27 protein-coding genes are annotated in these 25,242 nt (G+C 65.2%); 12 read left to right on the top strand and 15 right to left on the bottom strand.

From position 1 onward, the window contains the following. Positions 1 to 78: 78 nt before the first annotated feature. Positions 79 to 903, bottom strand: coding sequence for an alpha/beta fold hydrolase (locus AC1DMA_RS27140; RefSeq protein ID WP_478146115.1), 825 nt, complete (start codon positions 901 to 903; stop codon positions 79 to 81). 135 nt (positions 904 to 1,038) lie between these two features. Between AC1DMA_RS27140 and AC1DMA_RS27145 the strand changes: the two genes are divergently transcribed. After that, positions 1,039 to 1,746 carry a Rossmann-fold NAD(P)-binding domain-containing protein gene (locus tag AC1DMA_RS27145; RefSeq protein WP_478146080.1) on the top strand — a complete coding sequence of 236 codons (708 nt, stop codon included), beginning with the start codon at positions 1,039 to 1,041 and terminating at the stop codon, positions 1,744 to 1,746. Here the strand turns inward: AC1DMA_RS27145 and AC1DMA_RS27150 are convergent. Together AC1DMA_RS27150 and AC1DMA_RS27155 are read right to left on the bottom strand one after the other, a co-directional pair. Beyond that, complete coding sequence (locus tag AC1DMA_RS27150; RefSeq protein WP_478146081.1) at positions 1,740 to 3,065, bottom strand: DUF3443 domain-containing protein; 1,326 nt, start codon at positions 3,063 to 3,065, stop codon at positions 1,740 to 1,742. The two genes, AC1DMA_RS27145 and AC1DMA_RS27150, sit on opposite strands and share 7 nt — an antisense overlap. Next, positions 3,049 to 3,486 (bottom strand): DUF2844 domain-containing protein, encoded by a 438-nt coding sequence (locus AC1DMA_RS27155; RefSeq protein WP_478128157.1) that lies wholly within the window; start codon positions 3,484 to 3,486, stop codon positions 3,049 to 3,051. Before AC1DMA_RS27155 ends, AC1DMA_RS27150 begins: the two co-directional genes overlap by 17 nt. Before the next feature lie 265 nt (positions 3,487 to 3,751). Here AC1DMA_RS27155 and AC1DMA_RS27160 point away from each other — a divergent pair, with 265 nt between their 5' ends. Continuing rightward, on the top strand, positions 3,752 to 4,054 hold the full coding sequence (locus tag AC1DMA_RS27160; RefSeq protein ID WP_478128158.1) for a DUF4124 domain-containing protein: 303 nt from the start codon (positions 3,752 to 3,754) through the stop codon (positions 4,052 to 4,054). A gap of 120 nt (positions 4,055 to 4,174) precedes the next feature. After that, complete coding sequence (locus AC1DMA_RS27165; RefSeq protein WP_478128159.1) at positions 4,175 to 4,552, top strand: HU family DNA-binding protein; 378 nt, start codon at positions 4,175 to 4,177, stop codon at positions 4,550 to 4,552. 67 nt (positions 4,553 to 4,619) lie between these two features. Here AC1DMA_RS27165 and AC1DMA_RS27170 read toward each other — a convergent pair whose 3' ends face one another. Together AC1DMA_RS27170 and AC1DMA_RS27175 are read right to left on the bottom strand one after the other, a co-directional pair. Next, on the bottom strand, positions 4,620 to 6,872 hold the full coding sequence (locus AC1DMA_RS27170; RefSeq protein ID WP_478146082.1) for a heavy metal translocating P-type ATPase: 2,253 nt from the start codon (positions 6,870 to 6,872) through the stop codon (positions 4,620 to 4,622). A gap of 74 nt (positions 6,873 to 6,946) precedes the next feature. Continuing rightward, positions 6,947 to 7,204, bottom strand: coding sequence for a hypothetical protein (locus tag AC1DMA_RS27175; protein ID WP_478128161.1), 258 nt, complete (start codon positions 7,202 to 7,204; stop codon positions 6,947 to 6,949). A gap of 173 nt (positions 7,205 to 7,377) precedes the next feature. Here AC1DMA_RS27175 and AC1DMA_RS27180 point away from each other — a divergent pair, with 173 nt between their 5' ends. Then, positions 7,378 to 7,878, top strand: coding sequence for a hypothetical protein (locus AC1DMA_RS27180; RefSeq protein ID WP_478146083.1), 501 nt, complete (start codon positions 7,378 to 7,380; stop codon positions 7,876 to 7,878). A gap of 1 nt (position 7,879) precedes the next feature. Here AC1DMA_RS27180 and ureG read toward each other — a convergent pair whose 3' ends face one another. Genes ureG through ureE form a run of 3 tightly spaced genes read right to left on the bottom strand, consistent with a single transcriptional unit; the run spans position 7,880 to position 9,807 of the window. Beyond that, positions 7,880 to 8,530 (bottom strand): urease accessory protein UreG, encoded by a 651-nt coding sequence (gene ureG / locus AC1DMA_RS27185; RefSeq protein ID WP_478128163.1) that lies wholly within the window; start codon positions 8,528 to 8,530, stop codon positions 7,880 to 7,882. Positions 8,531 to 8,536: 6 nt separating this feature from the next. Then, a complete protein-coding gene (locus tag AC1DMA_RS27190; RefSeq protein WP_478128164.1) occupies positions 8,537 to 9,226 on the bottom strand; it encodes an urease accessory protein UreF in 690 nt (229 codons plus the stop codon). Continuing rightward, entirely contained in the window at positions 9,226 to 9,807 is a 582-nt protein-coding gene (gene ureE / locus AC1DMA_RS27195) for an urease accessory protein UreE (RefSeq protein ID WP_478128165.1), read from the bottom strand. The genes AC1DMA_RS27190 and ureE overlap by 1 nt, the downstream gene beginning before the upstream one ends. A gap of 71 nt (positions 9,808 to 9,878) precedes the next feature. On the opposite strand from ureE, the gene AC1DMA_RS27200 reads away from it, so the two are divergent. Together AC1DMA_RS27200 and AC1DMA_RS27205 are read left to right on the top strand one after the other, a co-directional pair. Beyond that, a complete protein-coding gene (locus AC1DMA_RS27200; protein WP_478128166.1) occupies positions 9,879 to 10,106 on the top strand; it encodes an AbrB/MazE/SpoVT family DNA-binding domain-containing protein in 228 nt (75 codons plus the stop codon). Beyond that, positions 10,103 to 10,507 carry a type II toxin-antitoxin system death-on-curing family toxin gene (locus AC1DMA_RS27205; protein WP_478128167.1) on the top strand — a complete coding sequence of 135 codons (405 nt, stop codon included), beginning with the start codon at positions 10,103 to 10,105 and terminating at the stop codon, positions 10,505 to 10,507. Before AC1DMA_RS27200 ends, AC1DMA_RS27205 begins: the two co-directional genes overlap by 4 nt. A 3-nt stretch (positions 10,508 to 10,510) precedes the next feature. On the opposite strand, the gene ureC is transcribed toward AC1DMA_RS27205, so the two are convergent. The 4 genes from ureC to AC1DMA_RS27225 form a co-directional block, all read right to left on the bottom strand. Continuing rightward, entirely contained in the window at positions 10,511 to 12,229 is a 1,719-nt protein-coding gene (gene ureC, locus AC1DMA_RS27210) for an urease subunit alpha (RefSeq protein ID WP_478128168.1), read from the bottom strand. A 2-nt stretch (positions 12,230 to 12,231) separates the two neighbouring features. After that, positions 12,232 to 12,537 carry an urease subunit beta gene (locus AC1DMA_RS27215; RefSeq protein WP_478146084.1) on the bottom strand — a complete coding sequence of 102 codons (306 nt, stop codon included), beginning with the start codon at positions 12,535 to 12,537 and terminating at the stop codon, positions 12,232 to 12,234. Positions 12,538 to 12,546: 9 nt separating this feature from the next. After that, positions 12,547 to 13,146, bottom strand: coding sequence for a HupE/UreJ family protein (locus AC1DMA_RS27220; protein ID WP_478146085.1), 600 nt, complete (start codon positions 13,144 to 13,146; stop codon positions 12,547 to 12,549). Between the two features lie 137 nt (positions 13,147 to 13,283). After that, on the bottom strand, positions 13,284 to 13,586 hold the full coding sequence (locus tag AC1DMA_RS27225) for an urease subunit gamma (protein WP_478146116.1): 303 nt from the start codon (positions 13,584 to 13,586) through the stop codon (positions 13,284 to 13,286). A gap of 136 nt (positions 13,587 to 13,722) precedes the next feature. On the opposite strand from AC1DMA_RS27225, the gene AC1DMA_RS27230 reads away from it, so the two are divergent. From AC1DMA_RS27230 to AC1DMA_RS27245, 4 genes are all read left to right on the top strand, one after another. After that, complete coding sequence (locus tag AC1DMA_RS27230) at positions 13,723 to 17,238, top strand: hybrid sensor histidine kinase/response regulator (protein WP_478146086.1); 3,516 nt, start codon at positions 13,723 to 13,725, stop codon at positions 17,236 to 17,238. After that, on the top strand, positions 17,235 to 18,224 hold the full coding sequence (locus AC1DMA_RS27235) for a response regulator (RefSeq protein ID WP_478146087.1): 990 nt from the start codon (positions 17,235 to 17,237) through the stop codon (positions 18,222 to 18,224). Before AC1DMA_RS27230 ends, AC1DMA_RS27235 begins: the two co-directional genes overlap by 4 nt. Positions 18,225 to 18,296: 72 nt before the next feature. Continuing rightward, a complete protein-coding gene (locus AC1DMA_RS27240) occupies positions 18,297 to 18,965 on the top strand; it encodes a hypothetical protein (RefSeq protein WP_478146088.1) in 669 nt (222 codons plus the stop codon). 233 nt (positions 18,966 to 19,198) lie between these two features. After that, positions 19,199 to 19,753, top strand: coding sequence for a hypothetical protein (locus AC1DMA_RS27245; RefSeq protein WP_478128174.1), 555 nt, complete (start codon positions 19,199 to 19,201; stop codon positions 19,751 to 19,753). A gap of 14 nt (positions 19,754 to 19,767) precedes the next feature. Here AC1DMA_RS27245 and recJ read toward each other — a convergent pair whose 3' ends face one another. Both recJ and AC1DMA_RS27255 read right to left on the bottom strand, forming a co-directional pair. Further along, positions 19,768 to 21,477, bottom strand: a complete 1,710-nt coding sequence (gene recJ, locus AC1DMA_RS27250; protein WP_478146117.1) for a single-stranded-DNA-specific exonuclease RecJ — start codon at positions 21,475 to 21,477, stop codon at positions 19,768 to 19,770. 2 nt (positions 21,478 to 21,479) lie between these two features. Beyond that, on the bottom strand, positions 21,480 to 22,475 hold the full coding sequence (locus AC1DMA_RS27255; protein ID WP_478146089.1) for a hypothetical protein: 996 nt from the start codon (positions 22,473 to 22,475) through the stop codon (positions 21,480 to 21,482). Between the two features lie 35 nt (positions 22,476 to 22,510). On the opposite strand from AC1DMA_RS27255, the gene AC1DMA_RS27260 reads away from it, so the two are divergent. Further along, positions 22,511 to 23,767: a lipoprotein-releasing ABC transporter permease subunit gene (locus AC1DMA_RS27260; RefSeq protein ID WP_478146090.1), complete on the top strand. Its 1,257-nt coding sequence runs from the start codon at positions 22,511 to 22,513 to the stop codon at positions 23,765 to 23,767. Then, positions 23,760 to 24,455, top strand: coding sequence for a lipoprotein-releasing ABC transporter ATP-binding protein LolD (gene lolD, locus AC1DMA_RS27265; protein WP_478146091.1), 696 nt, complete (start codon positions 23,760 to 23,762; stop codon positions 24,453 to 24,455). The genes AC1DMA_RS27260 and lolD overlap by 8 nt, the downstream gene beginning before the upstream one ends. Positions 24,456 to 24,459: 4 nt before the next feature. On the opposite strand, the gene AC1DMA_RS27270 is transcribed toward lolD, so the two are convergent. Beyond that, positions 24,460 to 25,218 (bottom strand): SDR family NAD(P)-dependent oxidoreductase, encoded by a 759-nt coding sequence (locus AC1DMA_RS27270; RefSeq protein ID WP_478146092.1) that lies wholly within the window; start codon positions 25,216 to 25,218, stop codon positions 24,460 to 24,462. Positions 25,219 to 25,242: the final 24 nt, after the last annotated feature.

Below are 25,242 nucleotides of genomic sequence, written 5' to 3' on the forward strand. Positions count from 1 at the left end.
GCGTTCTGCGCCGTCGCAACAACGAGGTCTTTCCCGCGATTGGCCGTATGGTGATCGGGCCGGTCGCGGTGAGCGCTGTCAGCCCTTCACGAAGGCGAGCAGGTCGGCGTTGATCACATCGGCGTTGGTGGTCGGCATGCCGTGTGGAAAGCCCTTGTATGTCTTGAGCGTGCCGTTCTTCAGCAGCTTTGCCGACAGCGGCGCCGAATCTTCATAGGGCACGATCTGGTCATCGTCGCCGTGCATCACGAGGACGGGCAGCGTGAGGTTCTTCAGGTCATCGGTGAAGTCCGTTTGCGAGAAGGCGACGATGCCGTCATGGTGCGCCTTGGCGCTGCCCATCATTCCCTGGCGCCACCAATTGAGGATCACGCCTGGCGCAGGCTTGGCACCGGGCCGGTTGTAGCCATAGAACGGGCCCGATGCGATGTCGTGGAAGAACTGCGCCCGGTTGGTCGCCGTTTGTGTCTGGAAGTCGTCGAAGACCTGCTTGGGGAGCCCGCCCGGGTTGGATTCGGTCTTCATCATCAACGGAGGCACCGCGCTGATGAGCACGGCCTTCGCAGCGCGACTCTCGCCATGTCGCGCGAGGTAGTGCACCACCTCGCCGCCGCCGGTCGAGTGGCCGACATGCACCGCGTTCTTGAGATCGAGATGGGTGGTCAAGGCCGCGAGGTCGTCGGCGTAGTGGTCCATGTCGTGGCCACTGTCGACCTGGCTGGAGCGGCCGTGGCCACGGCGGTCGTGGGCGATGACGCGATAGCCGTTCTTCAGGAAGAACATCATCTGCGCGTCCCAGTCGTCCGACGAAAGCGGCCATCCATGGCTGAACACGATCGGCTGGCCCTGGCCCCAGTCCTTGTAAAAAATCTCGACGCCGTCCTTGGTGGTGATGGAGCTCATGGACATGCTGGTTCCTTGCAGAGGTTGCTGGGTTGTTGAAAGCCGCGGTCGCGGCAGGAGGCATTGTTCTCTCAATCGGCATCTGCAACATCCGTTCCATGGGAGCCCCCAGTCCCCCTCTTTCGGGTTGACTCGTTGACAGACAACGGCAATGACATCTACGCCGAACCGCGCGGCCTGCTTGCCGGCTATCGGTGGCCGCAGTATTCGCTGCACCGCGGGCAACTGCAGATGCTGTTGTACAAGGCCGTGCTGGAGCGCCTCGGCCCTGAGGCTGTGCGGCTCGGCCATCGGATCACGGGCTATCGCAACCATGACCACGGTGTGACCGCGCTCGTCGAAACTCAGGACGGCCGGCGCCTGGAAGCGGAAGGGAGTGCTTTATCCGATCTCGCCGCCCGATCCGCGCACGGGCCTTGCCACCATCAACTGGATCGCCGAGATCACCGTCGACGCAACGGATGGACCCAGGGCGACTGGAACCGCCGGGTGGCGCTGGACGACTTCGCGCATCACTTCGACGGCTGGAACTGCGGCTGGCTCGACGTGCCGGCGATGCTGCGCGGCGCCGACGAAATCTTCGAGTACCCGATGATCGACCGCGACCCCGTACCCACCTGGGTGGACGGCCGTGTGGTGCTCATGGGGGACGCCGCGCACGTGATGACGGGGCTGGTCGACGATCGCTGCGGCGGCGTCTTCGACGACATCGACGAAGTGATTCCGGCCGCGGAGCGCGAGGCTTTCATGGCGCGCTACAAGGCCGCCGCGGGGTTTGCCATCGAGACGCTCAATGCAGCGCCGTCGACGATCGCGCCGGGAGCGCGCGCGTCGGCTCAATAAGCGACGTACGGCCCCGGCCCGGCGGGCGTTGGTGCGCCCTCGATTGCCGAGAACACATTCCGCCCGAAGAAGAAGGGCAGACCCCAATCGAAGCCCTGGTCTCCAGGAAAGCTTCCGGCGACGTTGTTGAACGCCGTCGCTCCAATGTTGCCCGTGAACAAGGCGTGGGCATTCGCGACCGTGAAGCTGACCGTGCCGTTCGTACCGTTGATCCCCTGGTTGACGGCCGAGAGCGTTTGCTCCATGGGAGGGCAGTAGAAGGCGCTCTCACCCAGGTTGGGACATTTCGGCAGCGCAGTGGTGTTGAAGAAAAGAAAATTCGAGCCGCTGTCGATGAAGCTGTGAGGGTAGGTCTGCCCGTTGAACACGGTCGTGAAGTCACCCGAGTTGTCGACGCCATAGGCCTGCGCGCTGCCCAATCCATTGTTGTTGCGCGTGCCGATGCCCAGCACCAGTGAACCCGTCACGTTCTGGCCGCCCCGCGGGTCGATCGCCGGAAGCTGGATCAGCACGCCGTTGTTGTCCGATGGAAAAAGCGCCACGGGATTGGTCACCTGTTTGGCAAGCGGGACGGACGTGGGCGAGCACCCATTGCCGTCCGGGCACGCGTAGTAGGTCCCGGAGACCGCCCTGCTGACGCAAGCGGCGCCGCAGTCCTGCCGGAACGAACCCACGCCGAGCAAGCCGTTGCCGCCCAGGCTCGCGACCGTGTTGTTCGCCGAGCCGGCGTTCGAGCACGAGGTAGGCGCAGCAGGGAGATCGGGGTCGGCAATGATCTGCACCGGCAAGGATGCGGCCGTAGCGCCTGCGATGCTGACATCCGCCAGCTTGACCGTGCCCCACGAATAGCTGCTGACGAACTGCGCGCATTCGGCAATCGGATTGTTCGAGCTGTCGGATTGCTGCTGGAGCGCCGATAGGTTGGTCACGGCCGAGGCAATCAGGCGAAGGCCGGTCGATCCGGTATCCAGGATCACATGGTCGATGGTCTGGCAAGACGAGGTGCCCGGGGCGCACACTCTGACGCTGACGAAGGGCACGTTGACGATGCCCGTCACGCCGGGAGGCCCCGCATCGAGGATGATCGGCGCCACGTTCGATCCGGAGACGCTTGCATTGCCATCTGAAGGCCCTGGGTTCGCGGCCGCTCCGCTCGGCGGACTCGGGGATCCGATCACGCCATTGCCGACTGCACCTACTCCGCCACCCCCGCCGCCCCCCCCGCCGCAAGCAGCGGCAACGAGGGCGCAGAAGATGGCCGCGGAGGCGAGGCGTGCGCGCACCAGGACGCCGAGGCTTTGTCTAGCGGATGTCTTCAATTCGCACTCCCTCTGGCAATTGACCGGGCAGATAGGCCTTTCCTGTAAAGGACCGCATATGGCCGCCCGAATGAATGACGACTTCGGGTCGGCTCACCAGCGCGTGGCCGCGGCCGATGCGTTCTTGCCCGGTGGACTCCACGAAGGTGGCGAAGTGATCGCCCAGAACCTGCTTGAGGTCGGGCATGAACGGACCCTGCCAAGTCACCGCGAATACTTGTCCCGAGGCGGAAGAAACGTATTCGCGGACCACCGTTCCGGTGTCCGTGGTGATTTCATGGATGCTGAAGGCGGTGCCGGCCTTGACTTGGCGCATGGCCTTCATGCGCGTCTGGTCGACTGCCACCGATGAAGCAGGGCCGCCGAGCGCGGCAAACGCATTGAACGGCAACGACGTGGGCAGCAGGAGGACAAGCGCCATCCCACCCAAGCCACGAAGGCCACGAACTTTTCGAACCGCAGGCATGTCAGCCCTCCCTTTTCGCGAACGAAAATATTGTGGCCCTCGCTGTGTGACCCTCTACGTAGGATATGAGGCACTGTGGCGCGCGTCACACAAGTGTTTTCCCTTCAGCGAGCGGCTGACGCGGTGCGCCTTTTTTCACGCTTCGTTCACCTGCCTGGATCAAGCGCTGGACGGGTACCTTCTTGCGGTTAGCATCGTCGTAACAAATTGAAAGCGACCTATGCTTCCTTCGGTTTCGCACGTCATCCGCGCTGCAGTCGTTCTTGCAATCGCAGCCGCAGCCGCCTCTGCGTCCGCTGAAATCCATCGGTGCAAGGACGACAGGGGACAGACGGTGCTTTCCGATCGCCCATGCGGTGCCGCGTTTGCCGGTGATGCGCTTCGCCCGAACGCCCTCGGCTCGGGTGCCGACAAGGTGGCTGCCGGTGAAATGCGCACTGCTCATGGCAGGGACATGACTGCGCAATATTCGTTCATTGCCGACCAGGCTTCGCGCTCCGCGAGAAGGTCGTCCGAGAGGTAGCCGCTGCCGGTTTGGCCGGGCGCCTGGCGCGCTGCCCTATACTCCGCGCCGCTTGCAGCTTGTATGTACGCTGCGCCGCCATCGGCAACATGGCGAAATCAATCCTAAGGAAATTTACTCGTGAACCGTATCGAACTAGTCGAAAAGATCGCCTCCACCCACGTCGTCAGCAAGGCCGAAGCCGCCCGCATCCTGGAAACAGTGACGGGTTCCATCGTCGCCGCAGTGAAGAAGGGTGATCCGGTTCAACTCATCGGCTTCGGCACTTTCAAGCAAGTGGCCCGCGCTGCTCGCACCGGCTTCAACCCGCAAGCCGGCGCGAAGATCAAGATCGCCGCACAGAAGGTGCCCAAGTTCGTGCCGGGCGCTGCTTTCAAGGCGGCCATCGATCCCAAGGCCGCCAAGCGCAAGGCCGAGAAGGCCGCTGCAAAGCCCGCTCCGAAGAAGGCTGCTCCTGCGAAGAAGGCAGCGCCTGCAAAGAAGGCCGCCAAGAAGTAATTCTTCTTCGCGCAAAAAAAACGGCCTCTCTCGAGGCCGTTTTTGTTTTTGAAGGTGCGCAGGCGCCTCAGGCCTCGGCCTTGCGAAGCAAACGCAAGCCGTTGCCGACCACCAGCAGGCTCGCGCCCATGTCCGCGAAGACCGCCATCCACATGGTTGCGCTGCCGAATATCGCCAGCGCGAAGAACACTGCCTTGATCGAGAGCGCCAACCCGATGTTCTGCCACAGCACGGCATGCGTGCGGCGCGACAGCCGAATGGTTTCAGCGATACGCCCGAGGTCGTCGTTCATGATCACGACGTCGGCCGCCTCCATGGCTGTGTCCGTTCCCGCGGCTCCCATGGCAAAGCCGATGTCGGCGCGCGCCAAGGCAGGGGCATCGTTGATGCCGTCTCCCGTCATGGCGGTGGATCCGTAGCGCTTGCGCATCTCGTCGATCGCGTCGAGCTTGTCTTGCGGCAACAGCCCGCCGCGCGCATCGTCAATGCCTGCTTCGCGCGCGACCGACTGTGCCGTGGCTTCGTTGTCGCCAGTCAGCATCACCGGCACCACGCCGAGTCGCTTGAGTTGCGCAATGGCTTGCACGGAACTCGCCTTCACCGTGTCGGCCACCGCGAAGAGGCCGAGCACGCCGCGGTCGCTGGCAAGAAGCGTCACCGTGCGTCCTTCGGCTTCGTGCGCAAGCAGCGCTTCGTCCAGTGCCGGATCGGTCTGGCCGCGTTCGCGCAGCAGCCGGTGATTGCCGAGCACCAGACGCTCGCCGTCGATCACGCCTTCGACGCCGCGCCCGAGCAGCGCACCGAATCCTTCGACGTCCGTGATGGTGCCCCCCAGCCCCTCAGCGATGGCTCTGGATACTGGGTGGTCCGATCGAGCCGCCAGACTCTTCGCGCGCTGAAACACGTCGGCTTCGTCCGCATTGCCCCATGGCGCGGAGGCGACCAACTGCGGCTTGCCTTCGGTGATGGTGCCGGTCTTGTCCAGCGCAACGGCCTTGAGCCGGCGTGCGTTCTCGAGGTAGGTGCCGCCTTTGATCAGGATGCCGCGCCGTGCTGCGGAGGCAAGGCCGCTCACGACCGTGACCGGCGTCGAAATCACCAGAGCGCACGGGCACGCGATGACCAGCAGGACCAGCGCCTTGTACAGCGCGGCCAGCCATTCCCAACCCAGAAAGACCGGCGGCAACACCGCGACTGCCAGCGCAAGGACGAACACCGTCGGCGTGTAGATCGCCGCAAAGCGATCCACGAAGCGCTGCGTCGGCGCGCGCGAGCCCTGCGCTTCCTCGACGGCGTGGATGATGCGGGCCAGCGTCGTGTCGTTGGCGGCCGCAGTCACGCGGAATTCGATCTCGCCGTTTTGGTTGACGGTGCCCGCAAACACCGGATCGCCGGGCTCCTTGTCGACCGGAATGCTTTCGCCTGTGACGGGCGCCTGGTTGATGGAACTGCTGCCGCGCGTCACGATGCCGTCCAGCGCCACCCGTTCGCCCGGCTTGACCCTGGCGACTGCGCCGAGCGCGATCTCGCCGGCGAGCATGCGCTTCCAGCTGCCATCCGCCTGCTGCACCTCCGCATCGGCCGGCGCAAGGTCGACGAGACCCTTGATGGCGTTTCGTGCGCGGTCCACCGCGCGAGCCTCTATCAGTTCGGCGATGGCGTAGAGCGCCATCACCATCGCTGCTTCCGGCCATTGACCAATGACGAAGGCGCCGGTGACGGCCACCGACATGAGCGCGTTGATGTTGAGCCTCGCGTGCCGCAGCGCCTGCAGGCCCTTTGCATAGGTTTCGAGGCCGGCCAGCCCGATGGCCACTGCTGCGACGACCATGCCGGCCGCTTTCCAGGCCGCGGTGTCCGGCGCGAAGTAAGAAACGCCTTCGGCGACGAGCGCGAGGCCGAGCGCGGCCGCGAACCGCATGTAGCCGCTGCCATGGCGCGGGTCGTGCTGCGATGGGTCGTTCGCGTCTGATGGTGCTTTGGGCGCGAGCAGTTCGGGCGAGTAGCCCGCCTTGCGGATCGCCGCCAATGCGTGTGGAATCGCGCCCGGCGCGCCGTCGATCCTGAGCGTTCGCTGGCTCAGTTGGAAATGCAGCCCGCGGATGCCGGCGATCGGTTCGACGACGCGGCGAATGTCCGATTCCTCGGCGCTGCAATCCATCGTCGGAATGCGGTACGTGTTGGCGCCGATGCGCCCTGTCGGCGCTGGCGCATGGACGTCATGCTCCGCCGCACAGCAGTCCCCGTGGGTACGGTGCGAGTTGGGCGAGTGCGAGTGAGGCACTCCGACGGTAGACGCTTTCGAGATTGTTCTTGCCATCCAGCCATTGGAAACCCTCGAGTCACTGCAAGGTCAACACCGCCAGCAGAACGTGGGCATGCGGCCAGCGCCAGTCAAAAATCGTTGCTGTGCAGGCAGATGGCGGTCGTCGGATCCTCGCGATAGCGTGCCGTTGCCAGCGCATCGATCGAATCGGCGTTTCGCGTGTAGGCCTGCACCAGTTCCGAATCCTCGCCTTCGGGCGCGTGGAAGCGGGTGTGGAGCGCTTCTTCGTCGATGCGCGCAATGATGCGCGCGCCGTCGTAGCCGTCGGGATAGATGGCGAATTGAACGGTGCCAGCCGCTGGGATGAAGATTGCTTCGGAAGCCATGGTGTTCTCGAACGTCAGATTCGTTTCAATCAGTATCCTGCGATTGCAGACCCCAAAATATAGGTCCTAAGTTGTATACCCCAAGCAATCTGCGGACCATTTCACGGCGCGCGTGACAAATCGATGCCGACGACAATCCGGCTCCTCCCACCGACAAGACTCACCCGTCCAAGATGAAGCCAATCCGCGCACTGCTCGCCTTCAGCCTTCTCACTGCCGTGACCGCATTGCATGCACAGGCGCTGCCGGCCGGCGTTCGGTTGGGGATGTCGACAGAGGAGCTTCGGGCGGCGCTGCCCGGCGTGGAGCGCGTGCAGCGCCCGCAGCGTCTAGCGGGTGGGCTCGCCGGCACATGGCATGCCGCGCCGGCAAAGGTTGCGGGCTTGCTTTTCGAGCCGGTCTTCTTCTTCGCGGGCGGCGAGTTGCGCAGAGTCGAATGGGTGGCGCCCACTGGCACATCGCCCGATCTCGGGGCAGCCGCCTTCGCTGACATCGTCGCCTGGGGCCGCAGCAACTATGGCCCTGAGCTCAGCTCAAACGATCCGGGCAGCGCATATGCAGCCTGGGTGCAAGGCGACATGGACGTGTATGCGCAACGCACGAGCGACTCGCACCACGCGAGCGTGCGGCTCGTCTACAAGGCCCGCCAGGTCAAGGACGCGAGCGAGCTTTGAATCAGGCGTCCTTCAGCATGCCGCGATCCTCGATGAACGACACGACTTCGGCCAGGCCTGCGTGCGTCTTGAGGTTCGTCATCACGAAGGGCCGCTGCTTGCGCATGCGCCTCGTGTCCGCTTCCATCACGCCCAGGTCGGCGCCGACGTAGGGCGCCAGGTCGGTCTTGTTGATCACGAAGAGGTCGCTCTTGGTGATGCCCGGGCCGCCCTTGCGAGGGATCTTCTCGCCGGCCGCCACGTCGATCACGTAGATCGTGAGGTCCGACAGTTCGGGGCTGAAAGTCGCGGCGAGGTTGTCTCCGCCGGATTCGACGAACACCACATCGGCATCCGGAAACTGGTCCAGCATCCGGTCGATCGCTTCGAGATTGATCGATGCGTCCTCGCGAATCGCGGTGTGTGGGCAGCCGCCCGTTTCGACTCCCATGATGCGCTCGGCCGGCAGCGCGCCCGCGACCGTCAGCAGGCGCTGGTCTTCCTTGGTGTAGATGTCGTTGGTGATGGCGATGAGGTCGTACTTGTCGCGCATCGCCTTGCAGAGCATCTCGAGCAGGGTGGTCTTGCCGGAGCCGACGGGGCCGCCGATGCCCACGCGAAGCGGCGGCAGTTTCTTGGTGCGATGGGCGATGTGATGGAGTGCGGACGACATGGGGAATTAGCTTCTGAAAAGGCGCGAGTACTGGGTTTCGTGGCGGGCCGACAGCACCGCAAGCATGGGCGAAAAAGCCTGCCGGTCATCATCTTCCAGCGCCATCGCGTTTGCGACGGCCATGGGGATTTCGCCGCTGAGCCGGGCGAGCATGCGCTGCCCCGCGCTCTGGCCGAGGGGGACAGCCTTGACGGCGGCGGCGACCATGTTCTCTGCCCAACCGAAGGCGAAAGCGAGACAGGCGTCGCGCACCGACGCTTGGGTGCGACTTGCCGCAAAGGCGAATGCGACGGGGTAGCTGGCTGGCAAGGTGCCGAAGACTTGAGTTGCATCGGCGTGATGCAGCTTCAGCCATTCGACGAAAGAGCGGCCCATCTGCTCGGTCTGCAGCAGGAACTCTGCGGACTCGCGCGTATGAAAGACCCAATCGTTGAGCGAACGGATGCGCGAAGAGTCGCCACTTCGCCATGCGCCGATCGCCTGGGCGACCACGGTGAGGTCGGCACGCTCCAGGCTGAGGTGCAACTGGTCAGCCAGCCATTCGGCGGCCGCTTGCTCGGTGCCGATGCCGGCCCATTCGATGGCTGCTTCGAGCCCCTCGGAATACGAGAAGCCGCCGACGGGAAGCGCCGGCGAGGCCAGCCAGATCAGCTGGAGGAGGCTTGCAGCGGGCAGGGCCGCCGGCGTGTCATCCATCAGTGCGAATGGTCATGGGAATGGCCATGCGAATGATCGTGATCGTGAGAACCTGCGTAGGCATCCGGATGAAGCACTGGCCCGACCGGCGCCGGCCCATGCGAATGCCCTGAATGCCCTTGCCCGTGCGAACCATAGGCGCCGCCTTCGGGCTCGAAGGCTTCCTCGGCTTCTCGCACGATCAAGTGCATCGATCGCAGCATGCCGGCGAGCACATGGTCAGGCTCGATCTTCAGGTGATCGGGCTTGAGTTCGATCGGCACATGGCGGTTACCGAGGTGATAGGCGGCGCGCAGCAAGTCGAAAGGCGTGCCGTGCTCGGTGCAATGCGTGATGACCAGCACCGGCTGCGGCGCGGCGATCACCTTGATCAGCGAGCCGTCTTCCGCAACCAGAACGTCACCCCCGCGCACCGCCGTGCCGCGCGGCAGGAACACGCCGATCTGCCGACCTTGCGAATCGCTTGTATCGAAGCGGCTTTTCTGGCGGACGTCCCAATCGAGTTCGACGGTCGCGGCGCGCTTGAGCAGGACAGGCGCGAGGCCGCCGCCCTGGGGCATGAGTTTGTTGGCGGTGAGCATTGTGGCTTGCGGTCGTATGGAGCTGGCGATAATATAACGCTTGTTATAACGTTGAAATTACGGAGCATTCGATGTCCGCTCTCAAGTTGACTCAGATCGGAAATTCCGTCGGGGTGATCCTGCCAAAGGATGTTCTCGCAAAAATGAACCTAGGCAAGGGTGATACGGTTTACCTCACCCAGGCCACGAATGGCGGAGTCAATCTTTCGCCATACGACGACGAGTTCGAGCGCCAAATGGAAGCCGCGCGGCGAATCATGAAGAAGCGACGCAACGTGCTGCGCGAGTTGGCCAAGTGACGGCCGCCAATCAGCAGTGGACGTGGCTGAGCACGCGAATGATCCTTGCAGCGCATGACGAGCAGTTGGTCGAACATGGTGGACCGGGGGGACTGCGCGATGAAGCGCTCCTCACATCTGCCATGGGGCGTCCTCAGCACAGAGCTTTGTATGAGTCGCCCGACGCCGCAACGCTCGCAGCCGCCTACGCGTTTGCAATTGCCCGCAATCATCCATTCGTCGACGGCAACAAACGCACGGCGTTCATCGCTCTGGAGCTCTTTCTCGACCTCAACGGATGCGAACTGAATGCGTCCGACGAGGACTGTGTTCTCGTGATGCTTGGCCTTGCTGCCGGTCAAGTGGATGAAACGGCGCTTGCACAATGGGTTCGCGAGCGCCTCCTTACGAGCTTGGCCTGACATTCAGAACAGAAAATACCGCTGCGTCATCGGCAGCGAGACCGCGGGATCGCAAGTCAGCAACTGCCCATCCGCGCGAACCGCATAGGTCTGCGCGTCGATCTCCATCTTTGGCGTGAACGCGTTGTGCACCATGTGCTGCTTGCGCATGCCGCGGATGTTCTTCACTGCGCTCAGGTTTTTCGCAAGCCCGTAGCGGCGTCCGATGTCCGCCGCGAGTCCCGCTTGCGAGACGAAGGTCAGCGAACCCTTGGCGAGCGATCCGCCGAAGGCGCCGAACATCGGCCGATAGTGCACGGGCTGCGGCGTGGGGATCGATGCATTCGGGTCTCCCATCGCGGCCATGGCAATGGTGCCGCCCTTGAGGATCGTGAAAGGTTTGACGCCGAAGAAGGCCGGCTTCCAAACCACCAGATCGGCCCATTTGCCGATCTCGATGCTGCCGACTTCATGCGCGATGCCATGCGCGATGGCGGGGTTGATCGTGTACTTGGCGATGTATCGCTTGGCGCGGAAGTTGTCGCTGCGCGCAGGGTCTTCGGGCAGCTTGCCTCGTTGGGCCTTCATCTTGTGCGCCGTCTGCCAGCAGCGAATGACGACTTCGCCGACGCGGCCCATCGCCTGGCTGTCGGAGCTGAACATGCTGATCGCACCCATGTCGTGCAGGATGTCCTCGGCCGCGATGGTTTCCTTGCGGATGCGGCTTTCGGCAAAGGCGAGGTCCTCGGCAATGCCGGGGTCGAGGTGATGGCACACCATGAGCATGTCGACGTGCTCGTCGAGCGTGTTCACGGTGTAGGGCATCGTCGGGTTGGTCGACGACGGGAGAAAGTTGGCTTCTCCGACCACGCGAAGAATGTCCGGTGCGTGGCCGCCGCCCGCGCCTTCGGTGTGAAAGGCGCAGATCGCGCGGCCCTTCACCGCCGCGATGGTGTTTTCGACAAAGCCCGATTCGTTGAGCGTGTCGCTGTGGATCGCGACCTGTGTGTCCGTGGCGTCCGCCACATCAAGGCAGTTGCTGATTGCGGCAGGCGTCGTGCCCCAGTCCTCATGCAGCTTGAGCCCGATCACGCCCGCATCGATCTGCTCGTGCAGCGCCGCCGGCAGGCTTGCATTGCCCTTGCCGAGAAAACCCAGGTTCATCGGGAAGGCGTCGGCAGCCTGGAGCATGCGCTCGATGTGCCATGGACCCGGCGTCGCAGTGGTCGCGAAGGTGCCCGTCGCGGGACCGGTGCCGCCGCCGAGCATCGTGGTCACGCCCGAGCTCAGCGCTTCCTCGATCTGCTGCGGACAGATGAAGTGGATGTGGCTGTCGATGCCGCCAGCGGTGACGATGTTGCCTTCGCAGCTGATCACCTCTGTGCCCGCGCCGATGACGATGTCCACGCCCGGTTGCACGTCAGGATTGCCCGCCTTGCCGATGGCGACGATGCGGCCGTCCTTCAATCCGATGTCTGCCTTGACGATGCCCCAGTGGTCGAGGATGAGCGCATTCGTCATGACTGTGTCGACGGTGCCTTCGGCGCGTGTGCGCTGCCCTTGCGCCATGCCGTCGCGAATGGTCTTGCCGCCGCCGAACTTGACTTCCTCGCCGTAGCCGCCGGCGTGCAGCGTGTAGTCCTCTTCGACTTCGATCACGAGGTCCGTGTCGGCGAGACGGATCCGGTCGCCCACCGTGGGCCCGAAGATTTCTGCGTAGGCGCGGCGCCCGATGGTTGCCATTTTTAAAGCTTTCCTTGCACGAGACCGCGAAAGCCGTATATCACGCGGTCCCCTGAGAAGTCGACCAGTTCGACGGTGCGTTGCTGTCCCGGCTCGAAGCGCACGGCGGTGCCCGACGCGATGTTCAGCCGCATCCCGCGTGCCGCTTCGCGGTCGAAGCCCAGCGCGCCGTTGGTTTCAGCAAAGTGATAGTGCGATCCGACCTGGATCGGCCGGTCCGCCGTGTTCTGGACCACCACCGTCAGCGTGCGGCGGCGGGGGTTGAGGACGTGCTCGCCTTCGTCRGTAATGAGTTCGCCGGGGATCATCGAAATGCCTCAAGCAAGTCCGCCGAGTAGCGCGACGCCGAATGCCGCCACGGCGGCGCCCGCAAGACGGGGCAGCCACCGGTGGCCGTTGCGCAGCGACCATCCGATGGCGATACCGGTGATGTGCAACAGCACGGTCCCGGCGAGCATGCCAGCCAGCGTCAGCGCGGCACCGGATTCGCCCGCCAATTCCTGCCCGTGTGCGACGCCGTGAAAGACGGCGAACACCCCGACGAGCATCGCTGCAGCCAACGCGGGCAGACGCTGTTGCGTGACGACCAGCAAGCCGATCACCAGCAGCGACGCAGCAATCATCGGCTCGACCGCCGGCAGCTGCAGACCGCCGAGACCAGCCAGCGCGCCGGCCAGCAGCATCACGGCGAAACCCAAGGGTGCCCACAGCAGATCAGGCCAGGCACGGCGCGCGGTCAGCGCGCTCCAAAGCCCCACCGCCACCATCGCGGCCAAGTGATCAGCGCCGGTCAACGGATGAAGAAACCCGCTAACCAACCCATGGTGAAGCCCCCCATCCACGCCGGTGTGCGCACGCGCGATGAGGGGCAGGGTTGTCAACAACGCAAGCACAGGTGCAAAACGAGCAAGACGCATAAAGAATCCTCAGTTGTTATTCATTCCAGAAACACCGCGGAACCGGCTCAGCCGGGCCGCCGGTGTTGCCCCCGGCAGGGGGTGGAGAGCGACACGAAGTGCGCGAGCCTGGGGGCGAGCAACATGAAATCGGCGAGTCATAAGATCGGTTGGTGCACCGTGACGAGTTTGGTGCCGTCAGGGAATGTGGCTTCCACCTGAATGTCCGGAATCATCTCCGCAACCCCGTCCATCACATCCGAGCGAGTGAGCACCGTGCGCCCCTCGCTCATGAGCGACGCCACGCTCTTGCCATCGCGCGCGCCCTCCATGACGGCCGCCGAAATCAGCGCGACGGCTTCAGGGTAGTTGAGCTTCAGCCCTCGCGCGCGGCGACGTTCGGCCAGCAGCGCGGCGGTGAAGATCAGCAGCTTGTCTTTTTCGCGCGGTGTCAGTTCCATGGGTGCGGGGCTGGGCGGCCAGATCGAATCATTGTGGGCATCCAGAATGCTTTGCAACAGTCGTGCCTCCCTCGAGCCTCCCTCGTGCCCCCATGGGCGCGACTGCGGCCGGGCATGAAAGCTGCACCGTCGACGCGTGCACTCCTCCGCAGTTCCCCCCGCTCCGACCGCCGAAGCGCCGCAGCGCATCGTCAAGGTCAGGCGCGACTACAACAGCTGGGTTGCCAGCGAGACGCTCGAAGACTACGCCCTGCGCTTCACGCCGCAGCGCTTCCGGCGCATGGCCGAATGGCGCGTGGCGAGCACCGCTTTTGGCGGTGCGGCCTCGTTCCTGATCCTGGAGGCGGTCGGCGCGACGCTGCTGGTGCAGTACGGCTTCGTGAACGCCTTCTGGGCCATCTTGTGCACCGGTCTGATCATCTTTCTCGCTGGCCTCCCGATCAGCGTCTACGCGGCGCGCTACGGCGTCGACATGGACCTGCTCACGCGTGGAGCCGGCTTCGGCTACATCGGTTCGACGCTCACGTCGCTGATCTACGCATCGTTCACCTTCATTTTCTTCGCGCTCGAAGCAGCGGTCATGGCCTATGCGCTCGAACTCGCGCTAGGCGTGCCGCCCGTCTGGGGCTACCTCGTTTGCGCGCTGGTGGTCATCCCGCTCGTGACGCACGGCATCTCCGCCATCAGCCGATTGCAGGTCTGGACGCAGCCGATCTGGCTGCTGATGCTGGTCGTGCCGTTCGGTTATGTGCTGGCGCGCAATCCTGGTGCGTTTTCAGGCATTGCGCACTATGTAGGTGTCAAGTCATCGTCGATCGGCTTCGACTTGCACCTGTTCGGTGCCGGCTTGACTGTCGGCATCGCACTGATCACGCAGATGGGGGAGCAGGCCGACTACCTGCGCTTCATGCCGGCGCGCTCGGCGGCGAACCGGCGGCGTTGGTGGGCCGGCGTCCTGGTCGGGGGGCCGGGCTGGGTGGTGCTCGGGGTGCTGAAGATGCTCGGCGGTGCGCTGTTGGCATATCTCGCCATCAGCCACATGGTGCCGCCCGAGCGAGCCGTCGATCCCAACCAGATGTACCTTGCCGCGTACGAATACGTGTTTCCGAACTACGGCTGGGCAGTGTTGGCGACGGCCATCTTCGTGGTGATCTCGCAGCTCAAGATCAACGTCACCAATGCCTACGCCGGCTCGCTCGCATGGAGCAACTTCTTCTCGCGCGTCACGCACAGCCACCCCGGCCGCGTCGTCTGGGTGGTGTTCAACGCGCTCATCGCCTTCATGCTCATGGAGATGAACGTGTTCGAGGCGCTGGGCGACGTGCTCGGCCTTTACGCCAACATCGCCATCGCGTGGATGATGGCCGTGGTGGCCGACCTGGTCATCAACAAGCCGCTCGGGCTCTCGCCGCCCGGCATCGAATTCAAGCGCGCGCACCTGTGGGATATCAATCCGGTCGGCGTCGGCGCGATGGCGCTGGCTTCTGTGGTGTCGATCACTGCGCATCTGGGCGCGTTCGGGCCGCTGGCGCAGGCGTTCTCGGCGCTGATCGCGCTCGGCACGGCTTTCGTCACGTCGCCTCTCATCGCCTGGGCCACGCGCGGCAAGTACTACATCGCGCGCGTTTCCGACGAAGGCGGCGCAGCGCCGTTCGAGCCGGCCGCGCAACGCTCGGTCGTGCGATGGGCGCGGGTCGAATCCGATGCGGGGAGCTATCAGCGCCTGTCCGTGCAGCGCTGCGTCATCTGCGAGCGCGAGTACGAAGGCCCGGACATGGCGCATTGCCCGGCGTATCAAGGTCCTATTTGCTCCCTGTGCTGCACGCTCGATGCACGCTGCGGTGACCTGTGCAAGCCGCAGGCGAGCCTTTCGGCGCAATGGTCGGGCGCCTTGCGATGGCTGCTGCCACGCCGCGTCTGGCCGTATCTGGACACGGGGCTCGGGCACTTCCTGCTGTTGATGCTGATCGTCGTGCCTCTGCTCGCGGCGGTGTTTGGCGTGCTCTATCAGCAGGAACTCCGCGCTCTCAGTGAAGGTGCCGTGAGCGGAGCAATGCTTGACCTGGAGCTTGCGTCGCTGCGTTCGGGTTTTTTCAAGGCGTACATGGCGCTGATGCTCATCGCAGGCATCGTCGCCTGGTGGCTCGTGCTTGCGCAGCAGAGCCGCAAGGTGGCGCAAGAGGAGTCGAACCGCCAGACGCATCTGCTGGTGCGTGAGATCGACCTTCACCGCGAAACCGATCGCGCCCTGCAAGCGGCCAAGCAGTCTGCCGATCAAGCCAACCAGGCCAAGAGCCGCTACATCAGCGCCATCAGCCATGAACTGCGCACGCCGCTCAACAGCATCCTGGGCTACGCGCAGCTCATGGGGGAGGACGCCGCCGTGCCGCCCCATCGCAGGCAAGCGGTGGCGGTGATCAAGCGCGGCGGGGAGCATCTGCTGTCGCTGATCGAGGGAACGCTCGACATTGCCCACATCGAAGCCGGCAAGCTGACCTTGCATGCCAAGCCGATGCAGTTCGCCGACGTGATGAGCGAATTGGCCGACATGTTCGAGCTGCAGGCGCTCGAGAAAGGCCTGGCGTTTCGCTTCGAGCCCACGGGCGCCTTGCCCGAACTGGTGCGCGCGGATGAAAAGCGCGTGCGCCAGATCCTCATCAACCTTCTGGGCAATGCCATCAAGTTCACGGCGGCGGGGCAGGTCACGCTTCGGCTTCGCTACGCACGCGAGTTCGCGGCGATCGAGATCGAGGACACAGGCGCGGGCATGTCCACCGAAGAGCTGGGCCGGATCTTCGAACCGTTTGCACGCGGCACCACCGCGGGATCTGCGGCGCCCGGCGCGGGTCTTGGCCTGACGATCGCCAAGATGCTGGTCGACCTGATGGGTGGAGAGATGACGGTGCAGAGCACGCGAGGCGTGGGCTCGGTGTTTCGGCTGCGCCTTTTTCTGCCGCACGTGCATGCTCTGCCCCCCGGGCAGCACCTGCGCCGTGTGCCGGCAGYGCGCGTGAGGCGTGGCTACGAGGGCCGGCGACGCCGGTTGATGCTCGTCGACAACGAGGAAGCCGACCGCGAGTTGCTTGTGCAAGTGTTGGCGCCGCTGGGCTTTGAACTGCGCACCGCCGCGAGCGGGCACGATGCGCTCGACCTGATCGCGGCCGGCTGGCGCCCGGACGCGATGTTCGTGGACCTTGCCATGCCCGGCATCGATGGATGGGAAACCATCCGCCGCTCGCGTGCGCTGGGGCTTGCGGGTGCGGCCGTTGCCATCGTCTCGGCCAACGCCTTCGACAAGCGCCTGGATAACGACGTCGGCATCACGCCGGAGGATTTCTTCGTCAAGCCGGTGCGCCACAGCGAACTGCTCGACTGGCTGGAGCGGCGACTCGAACTGCGCTGGACCGACGATGCCGTCGCGGCACCGCCGTCCGCACAAGCCGTGGCAGCAGGCACGATGCCTTCCCCAGACAGGCTGCGCGCGCTCGAAGAAGCCGTGAGCCTGGGTTACTTTCGCGGAATCATGAATCAGCTCGACGAGATCGATGCGGCCCAGCCCGAATGCGCTGCATGGACCGCCACGCAACGTGCGCTGGCGCGGCAGTTCCAATTCGACAAGATGTGCGCTCTTCCGGCGGGGAGCACTTCATGAGCACGTCCGCACGCGAGTTCGCCGGCAACAGCGATCTCGTTCTCATCGTCGACGACGTGCCGGACAACCTTGCCGTGCTGCACGATGCGCTGGACGAATCCGGCTACACGGTGCTCGTTGCCACCAGCGGCGAGCAGGCGCTGCAACGTGCCGCGCAGGCCCGCCCCGACATCGTGCTGCTCGACGCGATGATGCCGGGCATCGACGGCTTCGAGGTGGCGCGCAGGCTCAAGGCCGACGCCGCGACCGCGCACATTCCGATCGTCTTCATGACGGGATTGACCGAGACCGAGCATCTGGTCGCTGCGCTGGAGGCGGGCGGCGTCGACTACGTGACCAAGCCGATCAAGCCCAAGGAAGTGCTCGCCCGCATGAACGTGCATCTGCAGGGCGCGCGCCGCGCACGGCAGGAAGCGCAGCAGGCCGGGCAGGCGCGCAACGCCCTCGACGCCTTCGGCTATGCAAGCTTCACGGTGCGCATGCCGGACGGCAAGCTGATCTGGCAGACCGCGCTCGCGCGCGACCTGCTCCTGCGCTATTGCGGCACCAGCGCGCCCGTGACGCCACCGGTCGTCCTCGAATGGCTGCAGCGCCATCTGCCGGACGCGGCACAGCGGCAGATCGAACCGCCGGTGCTGTCGATCGAACAGGGCGCCGCGCGGCTCAACTTGCGGCTGCATCAGCAAACCGGCCATGACGATGACGGCGATGACTGGCTCATCATCATGCGCGAGGAGTCCGACACTTCGGTGATCGAGGCCATGAGCCTGAGCCTGAAACTCACCGCGCGCGAGGCGGAAGTGCTGTACTGGGTGGTCAAGGGCAAGACCAACAAGGACATCGGCGAAATCCTCGGCAGCAGTCCGGCGACCGCCAAGAAGCACCTCGAACGCGTGTACGTCAAGCTGGGCGTCGAGACCCGCACCGCGGCCGCAGGCGTTGCGATGAAGCGCATCCGCGAATTGCAGCCGCAGTTCGAGATCTGAAGCAGCATTCGGCACAACGGCTTCTCGGGGTCGCCACGGCGCTTGCATCTCGCGCTCCTAGAATGCGCCGCCATGACTCGGGCCGTTCTCCCTTTGCTTGCATTCATGCTTGCTGCGACAGCGCACGCCGGCGGCCATTTCGATGTCGATGACGCCGGCACCCTGGACCCCGGCCGGTGCCAGTACGAGCTATGGGCCGGACGATTCGGCGCGGCCGAAGCGACGGACTACCACGTCGGCCCCGCCTGCCGCGTCGGACCGGTCGAACTGGGCCTGAACATCGATCGCTATTCGGCGCTGGATGCGCACGGCTACGTCGTCGGCCCGCAGCTCAAATGGACCTACTTCGGCAACGCGACCGATGTACCCCTCGAAGCAGCGATATCGGCGGGCCTGAGTTATGACGTGACGCATGGTGGGCACACGGGCGGCCAACTTGTGTTTCCCGTGAGTTGGCGCGCGCTGGAGAGCCTGTCGCTGCACGCGAACCTCGGAGCCGACTGGGACACGGTGAACGGCAAGCGCACCGGCCGCGGCGGCGTTCAGGCCGAATGGGCCCTGAACGGAAAGGCAAGCCTGATCTTCGAGCGCTTTCGTGCGTTCGACATCTGGACCTCGAGGGCCGGACTGCGATACAGCGTCACACCGATGCTCAGTGTCGATCTGAGTGGCTCCCGGAGCGGGACAAACAAGGTCTGGGGCTACGTGATCGGCGTGAACCAGGAGTTCCGGGGACTTTGAACGCGTGAGCTCGGCAGGCACGCAAGGCGCGCCCTACGCCAATGGGCATCATCCATACGACGGATGCGCAAGCGCCCAGGGCCATGCAGACTCGGATCAGATGTCATCCCCGCTTCACCGGACCGTGATGTAGTTCACGTTTTGCACGAGTGAGGCCCCACTGCGCCATGCCACGAACCGACCCCTCCTTGCACACTGGTTCGCTCTCGAACGCCACCCGCGAAAGGCTCGCCATGCGTATCGTGCGGACCCCCTCGAACAAGCTCGAAGGACCGATCTCGGACTATCACGTACTCACCTACGCGGACTCCGAATACGGCCCCTTGCCCCACTACACGAAGCGTCGCGTGCCGCGTGAGCAGGTGGAGGAGCTGGTCAGCCGGATCAACCAGCGCGGCGAAGCCGCAAGCTTCTTTCCTCTGCCGCTGAGTGCGGTGCCCAGGGCGGTGATCTGGGACAAGCTGCGTTGGCCCGAGCTTCGGGCGCACCTTGCGGACTTTCTGCGCGCCAATGCGCGTGGCTTCGGCGCCCGGCGCATCCTCATCGACCTGCAGTCGCCGCACGGCACCGCGCATGTCATGGAGGCGGTGCGCGGCGCGGTCGAAGACGCTCCCCCCATTTGCGTGGACGAGATCGTGGTCGTTGCACCGGCAGAGCCGGACGCGGTGGACACGTCGTCCAGGCGCCAGCGCAACGCCGAGACGTCAGAGGCTCAAGCCGCCAAGGAAGAGCTGGTGCGCGCGACCCCGAAAGCCCGCATCGAACGCATTCGCCCGCCTGCTTCCTGAGAAGCCGAGGCGCCTCAGATTTCAGCGCCTTCAACCAGGAACCTGACCCGCCGCACGCCCTGCCATTCGTCGGCATCCAGCCGGTAAGCGATCACCACGCGAGCCGGCAGCGGCTCGGTATGGCCGAACCAGATGCCGTCGACCGGCTTGCCCTTGTGCTTGAGCTTGAGGGCCAGGTGCTTTTCGCCGACCAGCCGCTGCGAAATCACCTCGACCTCTTCGCTGAAGGTCGGCGGTGCGAAACCCTGGCCCCACACCTCGCGGTGCAGCGTGTCGACCAGATCGACGCGGAGATATTCAGGCGCGAGCGGGCCGTCGGTATCCAGTCTGCGCGTCAGGGTGGCTGCGTCGAGCCATTCCTGCGCCACTTCGGCCAGTGCCTTTTCGAAAGCCTCGAAGTGCTCGCGCGCGACCGTGCAGCCCGCCGCCATCGCATGTCCGCCGAATCGCAGCAGCACGCCTGGATGCCGCTTGGCGACAAGATCGAGCGCGTCGCGCAGGTGGAAGCCGGGGATGGATCGCCCGGACCCCTTGAGCTCGTGCGACTTGCCGTCGGCGCCGCTCGCCGCGAAGACGAAGGTCGGCCGATGGAATCGTTCCTTGATGCGCGATGCCACGATGCCGACCACGCCTTCATGGAAGTCGGCGCCGAACACGCTGATGGCCGCAGGCGCTGTCTGCACGTCGGCAAACAACGATTCGGCCAACACCAGAGCCTTCTCGCGCATGCCGCCTTCGATGTCGCGCCGCTCGCGATTGATGCCGTCGAGGGTGCGCGCAAGTTCGTCCGCACGCCCGGCATCATCCGTCAGCAGGCATTCGATGCCGAGCGTCATGTCGGCCAGGCGGCCGGCTGCGTTGATGCGCGGGCCCAGCGCAAAGCCGAAGTCGAACGTCGTCGCCGCCGCGGCATTGCGGCCGGCGGCCTTGAACAGCGCCGCTACGCCTGCCGGCATCGCGCCCGCCCGGATGCGCCGCAGGCCCTGCGCCACGAGCCGCCGGTTGTTGGCGTCCAGCCGCACCACGTCCGCGACCGTGCCCAGCGCGACCAGTGGGAGCAGGGCGTCCAGCTTCGGCTGATTCGTGACGTCGAACACGCCCCGCGCGCGCAACTCGGAGCGCAACGCGAGCAGCACGTAGAACATCACGCCGACGCCGGCGATGCTCTTGCTCTCGAATGCGCAGCTCGGCTGGTTGGGATTCACGAGCACATCGGCGTCCGGCAGCGAGGGACCCGGCAGGTGGTGATCGGTGACCAGCACGGCCAGGCCGCGCGCCTTGGCGGCGGCCACCCCTTCGACGCTTGCGATGCCGTTGTCGACTGTGATCAGCAAGTCCGCGCCGCTGTCCGCCACGCGTTCGGCAATGGGCGGCGTGAGCCCGTAGCCGTCGGTCACGCGATCGGGCACAAGGTAAGTCGCTTGTTTCGCGCCCAAGAGCCGCAGGCCGCGCACGGCGACGGCGCACGCGGTGGCGCCATCACAGTCGTAATCGGCGACCACGCAAAGCCGCTTGTCATCCCGGATGGCATCGGCCAGCAGCACGGCTGCCTCACGGGCACCGTGCAACGTGACCGGCGGCAGCAGCAGTGCGAGTCCGTCGTCGAGCTCGTCCTTGCCGAGCACGCCGCGCGCTGCATAGAGTCGCGCCAGCAACGGATGCACGCCGGCCTGTTCGAGTGCCCAGGCGCTGCGCGGGGGGATGTCCCTGGCGATGATCTTCATGGTCATAGCGCTCCGAGCACGTCGCCGGTGCTGGCTCTGCCGAAGAGGTTGCGGGCCCATCCGACCAGCCCGCGAGGCTGCACGCCGAAGCAGCGGGCGCCGCGATCGCCGCACAGTGTCAGCATGACATCGGCGCCCCCGGAGGCATCGGCCAGCAGTGCGGCCATCGGGCCAGCATCGAGCGCCTGCCAGGCTGAAGCCCAGGCGGCGCCATCGTCGCGCAGGGCAGCCGTGCGCAAGGAGTCGTCCACCTTCGGCGGTGGGCCGTTCGGGCTCCGTGATTCCGGCAAGTTGCCCGTGCCGCTCAGCCAGAAGGAATTGATCGGCGGGACACCGCGCGCAGCACGGTCGTCGTTCACGCGTTCGGTATAGAGCAGCATCTGCATCTCGTTCTGGAGCCTGCGGAGCGGCCGCGCGGCATCGGTGAGCGGCGACCACTCGGAAATCGGCGAGCCGACCGCACGATCGATCGATGCCGTTGCGAGCCCGTCGAAAACCTTGCCGTGAGCGAGCCAGCGGCCCGGCGTCGACGATGCGTGCAATGCGATGCCGTCTTCCGCGAAGAAGGGCTGTGCGGCCTTCAGTAACGCGGCCGACTCGGATTCGTCGATATGAATGGCGGCTGGGTCGCCGAGCACCACGTCGTCGATGCCGACATGCCAGTGGCAAAGCGTCGCCAGACCCCAGCTCGCACCGGTGTCGGTGGGACCGAGGCCGGATTGCTTCGCTTCGAGGGCCGCCCACGGAATGCAGCCGTCGGGCGCCGCGATGCCCAAGGCATCCGCCAGGGCGCGTTCGTGCGGCGGCGAAAGGGTGTTGTCGTCCTGCATGTCCTCATGCATCAGCGAAATCCGCCCGAGGAGGGCTTCGAGCTTTGGCAGCCGAAGTCCGGTCAGCGCTTCTCGGCAGGCGGGCGAGCCTCTGCCGGCGAAAGGGATCAACAGATGACGGGAACTGGGCGGCACAGGGTGCACTGGCGATACGGACGACACGGGCATAGGCCTATTGTCCGGGATGCCACAATCATCGCCCTATGCGACTCCCCTACGAACTGCAACTCGGCTGGCGCTACACGCGCGCAGGCCGGGCGACGCGGCGCAACGGCTTCATTTCCTTCATCTCTGGCGTATCGATGTTCGGCATCGCGCTCGGCGTGGCTGCATTGATCATCGTGCTGAGCGTGATGAACGGCTTCCAGAAGGAAGTGACCGACCGGATGCTCGGCGTGATCTCCCACATCGAGATCCTGTCGCGCGATGGCCAGGCGCTCGGCGACATCGACGCGATCATGGCCGAAGCGCGCAAGAACCCCCAGGTGATCGGCGTCGCGCCGTTCATATCAGCGCAGGCGCTGATCGCGCGCGGCGAAGACATGAAGGGCGCCCTGGTTCGCGGAATCCAGCCCGAACTGGAAGCACAGGTGACCGATCTTTCCAGCGACATGCAGCAGGGTTCGCTGTCCAAGCTGGTGCCGGGGCAGTTCGGCATCGTGCTGGGGATCGAACTCGCGCGATCGCTGTTCGTGCGCGAAGGCGATCAGGTCACGCTGATCGCACCCGGCGGCCAGGTCACGCCGGCTGGCGTCGTACCGCGGCTCAAGCAGTTCACGGTCGTCGGCACCTTCGATTCGGGGCACTACGAATATGACTCGTCGCTCGCCATGATCCACGAGGAAGACGCCGCCCGTGTGTTCCGCCTGGAAGGGCCGAGCGGGGTGCGCCTCAAGCTCAGGGACCTGCATCAGGCGCGCGAGGTGGCCGACGAACTCGGCGCCACGCTGCCGGGGCAATTCCTCATTCGCGACTGGACGCGCGCGAACAAGACGTGGTTTGCGGCCGTGCAGGTCGAGAAACGCATGATGTTCATCATCCTGACGCTGATCGTGGCGGTCGCGGCCTTCAATCTCGTCTCCACGCTCGTCATGACGGTCACCGACAAGCGCGCGGACATCGCGATCCTGCGCACGCTGGGCTCCAGTCCGCGCAGCATCATGGGCATCTTCGTGGTGCAGGGGGCCATGGTCGGTGTCGTGGGCACGCTGGCCGGCTTGCTGCTGGGGCTGGGCATCGCCTACAACATCGACGTCATCGTCCCGGCGCTGGAGCGGCTCTTCCACGCGAGCTTCCTGCCCAAGGACATCTACCTCATCAGCAAGATGCCGAGCGATCCGCAGCGAGGCGACATCGTGCCGATCACGGTGATCTCGCTCATCCTCGCCTTCGTCGCGACCCTCTATCCAAGCTGGCGCGCGAGCCGCGTCAATCCCGCGGAGGCTCTGCGCTATGAGTGAGGTGAAGAACAACGAGAACGTTGTCCTCAAAGTCCGCGGACTGACCAAGCGCTTTCAAGAAGGCCGCATCGACCTCACGGTGTTGCACGGCGTCGACCTCGACGTGCATGCGGGCGAGACGCTGGCGATCGTTGGCGCGTCGGGCTCGGGCAAGAGCACGTTGCTGCATCTGATGGGCGGGCTCGATGCGCCAACCTCAGGCACGGTGGAACTGCACGGTGAAAACATCGCGCATGTCGATGCCGCCGAGCAGGGGCGCCTGCGCAATCGGCATCTGGGCTTCGTCTACCAGTTCCACCATCTGCTGCCGGAGTTCAGTGCACTCGACAACGTGGCGATGCCGCTCAAGATCCGGCGCATGCCGCCGGCAGAAGCGCACGATGCGGCGGTCGCGATGCTGCGCGCCGTGGGTCTCGGCGAGCGCGTCCAGCATCGTCCCTCGGAACTGTCGGGCGGCGAACGCCAGCGCGTCGCCATCGCCAGGGCTCTGGTGACGCAACCCGATTGCGTGCTGGCCGACGAGCCGACCGGCAACCTCGACCGTGCGACGGCCGACACGGTGTTTGCGCTCATGCTGCGCCTTGCGCACGAGCGCAACACCGCTTTCGTGATGGTCACGCACGACGAGAGCCTGGCAACGCGCTGCGACCGCGTGCTGCGCCTGACGGCAGGCCGGCTCGCCGATTGAGCCTTCAGGCCGCGATCGAATAGCCGCCGTCGACCGGAATCGCCGTTCCGGTCACGAAATCCGACGCGTCGCTGGCGAGAAACACCGCGATCCCGGCCAAGTCCCGGGGCTGTCCCCAGCGGCCGGCGGCGGTGCGTGCAATCACCCGTTCATTGAGCCCCGGCACCTGGGCGCGTGCGCCGTCGGTCAGCTCGGTCCGGATCCATCCCGGCAGCACCGCATTGACCTGGATGCCGTCGGCCGCCCATGAAGCGGCCATGGCGCGCGTCAGTTGCACGATTCCGCCCTTGCTGGCGCCATAGGCGGGCGCATAGGGCGCGCCGAAGATCGACATCATCGATCCGATGTTGATGATCTTGCCGCCGCCGGCTGCCTTGAGATGCGGATGCGCGGCGCGGCAGCAGAGAAAGGCGCTCGTCAGATTGGTGTCCATGACCTGGTTCCACTCGGCCAGTGCGAGTTGGTCCACGGGCTTGCGCACGGTGGTTCCGGCGTTGTTGACAAGGATGTCGAGCCGGCCGCAGCGCTCCGCGAGCTGATCGAACAACGCCTGCACCGATGCCTCGTCCGTGACGTCGGCGGCAAGTGCGAAGCTGTCGCTGCCCAGCGCCTTCAGCGCGTCCACCGCCGCCGCCGACTTCTGCGCATTGCGCCCCGCGACCACCACTCGAGCGCCGGCTTTGGCCAGTCCTTGCGCCATGCCGAGGCCGATGCCGCCGTTGCCGCCGGTGACGAGCGCTACTTTCCCACTCAGATCAAACATTCGCAATCACTCCTTTGCGTTCGA

The sequence above is a fragment of the Variovorax sp. 05N34 genome, from assembly GCF_056397405.1.

Excerpts from the sequence above, each read along its gene's own strand:
- AC1DMA_RS27220 (WP_478146085.1), bottom strand. The coding sequence starts at position 13,146 with ATGCGTCTTGCTCGTTTTGCACCTGTGCTTGCGTTGTTGACAACCCTG.
- AC1DMA_RS27140 (WP_478146115.1), bottom strand. The coding sequence starts at position 903 with ATGAGCTCCATCACCACCAAGGACGGCGTCGAGATTTTTTACAAGGAC.
- AC1DMA_RS27170 (WP_478146082.1), bottom strand. The coding sequence starts at position 6,872 with ATGGCAAGAACAATCTCGAAAGCGTCTACCGTCGGAGTGCCTCACTCG.
- AC1DMA_RS27175 (WP_478128161.1), bottom strand. The coding sequence starts at position 7,204 with ATGGCTTCCGAAGCAATCTTCATCCCAGCGGCTGGCACCGTTCAATTC.
- AC1DMA_RS27255 (WP_478146089.1), bottom strand. The coding sequence starts at position 22,475 with ATGCCCGTGTCGTCCGTATCGCCAGTGCACCCTGTGCCGCCCAGTTCC.
- AC1DMA_RS27155 (WP_478128157.1), bottom strand. The coding sequence starts at position 3,486 with ATGGCGCTTGTCCTCCTGCTGCCCACGTCGTTGCCGTTCAATGCGTTT.
- ureE (WP_478128165.1), bottom strand. The coding sequence starts at position 9,807 with ATGCTCACCGCCAACAAACTCATGCCCCAGGGCGGCGGCCTCGCGCCT.
- AC1DMA_RS27270 (WP_478146092.1), bottom strand. The coding sequence starts at position 25,218 with ATGTTTGATCTGAGTGGGAAAGTAGCGCTCGTCACCGGCGGCAACGGC.
- AC1DMA_RS27235 (WP_478146087.1), top strand. The coding sequence starts at position 17,235 with ATGAGCACGTCCGCACGCGAGTTCGCCGGCAACAGCGATCTCGTTCTC.
- AC1DMA_RS27200 (WP_478128166.1), top strand. The coding sequence starts at position 9,879 with ATGTCCGCTCTCAAGTTGACTCAGATCGGAAATTCCGTCGGGGTGATC.
- AC1DMA_RS27240 (WP_478146088.1), top strand. The coding sequence starts at position 18,297 with ATGACTCGGGCCGTTCTCCCTTTGCTTGCATTCATGCTTGCTGCGACA.
- AC1DMA_RS27180 (WP_478146083.1), top strand. The coding sequence starts at position 7,378 with ATGAAGCCAATCCGCGCACTGCTCGCCTTCAGCCTTCTCACTGCCGTG.
- AC1DMA_RS27245 (WP_478128174.1), top strand. The coding sequence starts at position 19,199 with ATGCGTATCGTGCGGACCCCCTCGAACAAGCTCGAAGGACCGATCTCG.
- AC1DMA_RS27225 (WP_478146116.1), bottom strand. The coding sequence starts at position 13,586 with ATGGAACTGACACCGCGCGAAAAAGACAAGCTGCTGATCTTCACCGCC.
- AC1DMA_RS27190 (WP_478128164.1), bottom strand. The coding sequence starts at position 9,226 with ATGGATGACACGCCGGCGGCCCTGCCCGCTGCAAGCCTCCTCCAGCTG.
- AC1DMA_RS27160 (WP_478128158.1), top strand. The coding sequence starts at position 3,752 with ATGCTTCCTTCGGTTTCGCACGTCATCCGCGCTGCAGTCGTTCTTGCA.
- AC1DMA_RS27260 (WP_478146090.1), top strand. The coding sequence starts at position 22,511 with ATGCGACTCCCCTACGAACTGCAACTCGGCTGGCGCTACACGCGCGCA.
- ureG (WP_478128163.1), bottom strand. The coding sequence starts at position 8,530 with ATGTCGTCCGCACTCCATCACATCGCCCATCGCACCAAGAAACTGCCG.
- recJ (WP_478146117.1), bottom strand. The coding sequence starts at position 21,477 with ATGAAGATCATCGCCAGGGACATCCCCCCGCGCAGCGCCTGGGCACTC.
- ureC (WP_478128168.1), bottom strand. The coding sequence starts at position 12,229 with ATGGCAACCATCGGGCGCCGCGCCTACGCAGAAATCTTCGGGCCCACG.
- lolD (WP_478146091.1), top strand. The coding sequence starts at position 23,760 with ATGAGTGAGGTGAAGAACAACGAGAACGTTGTCCTCAAAGTCCGCGGA.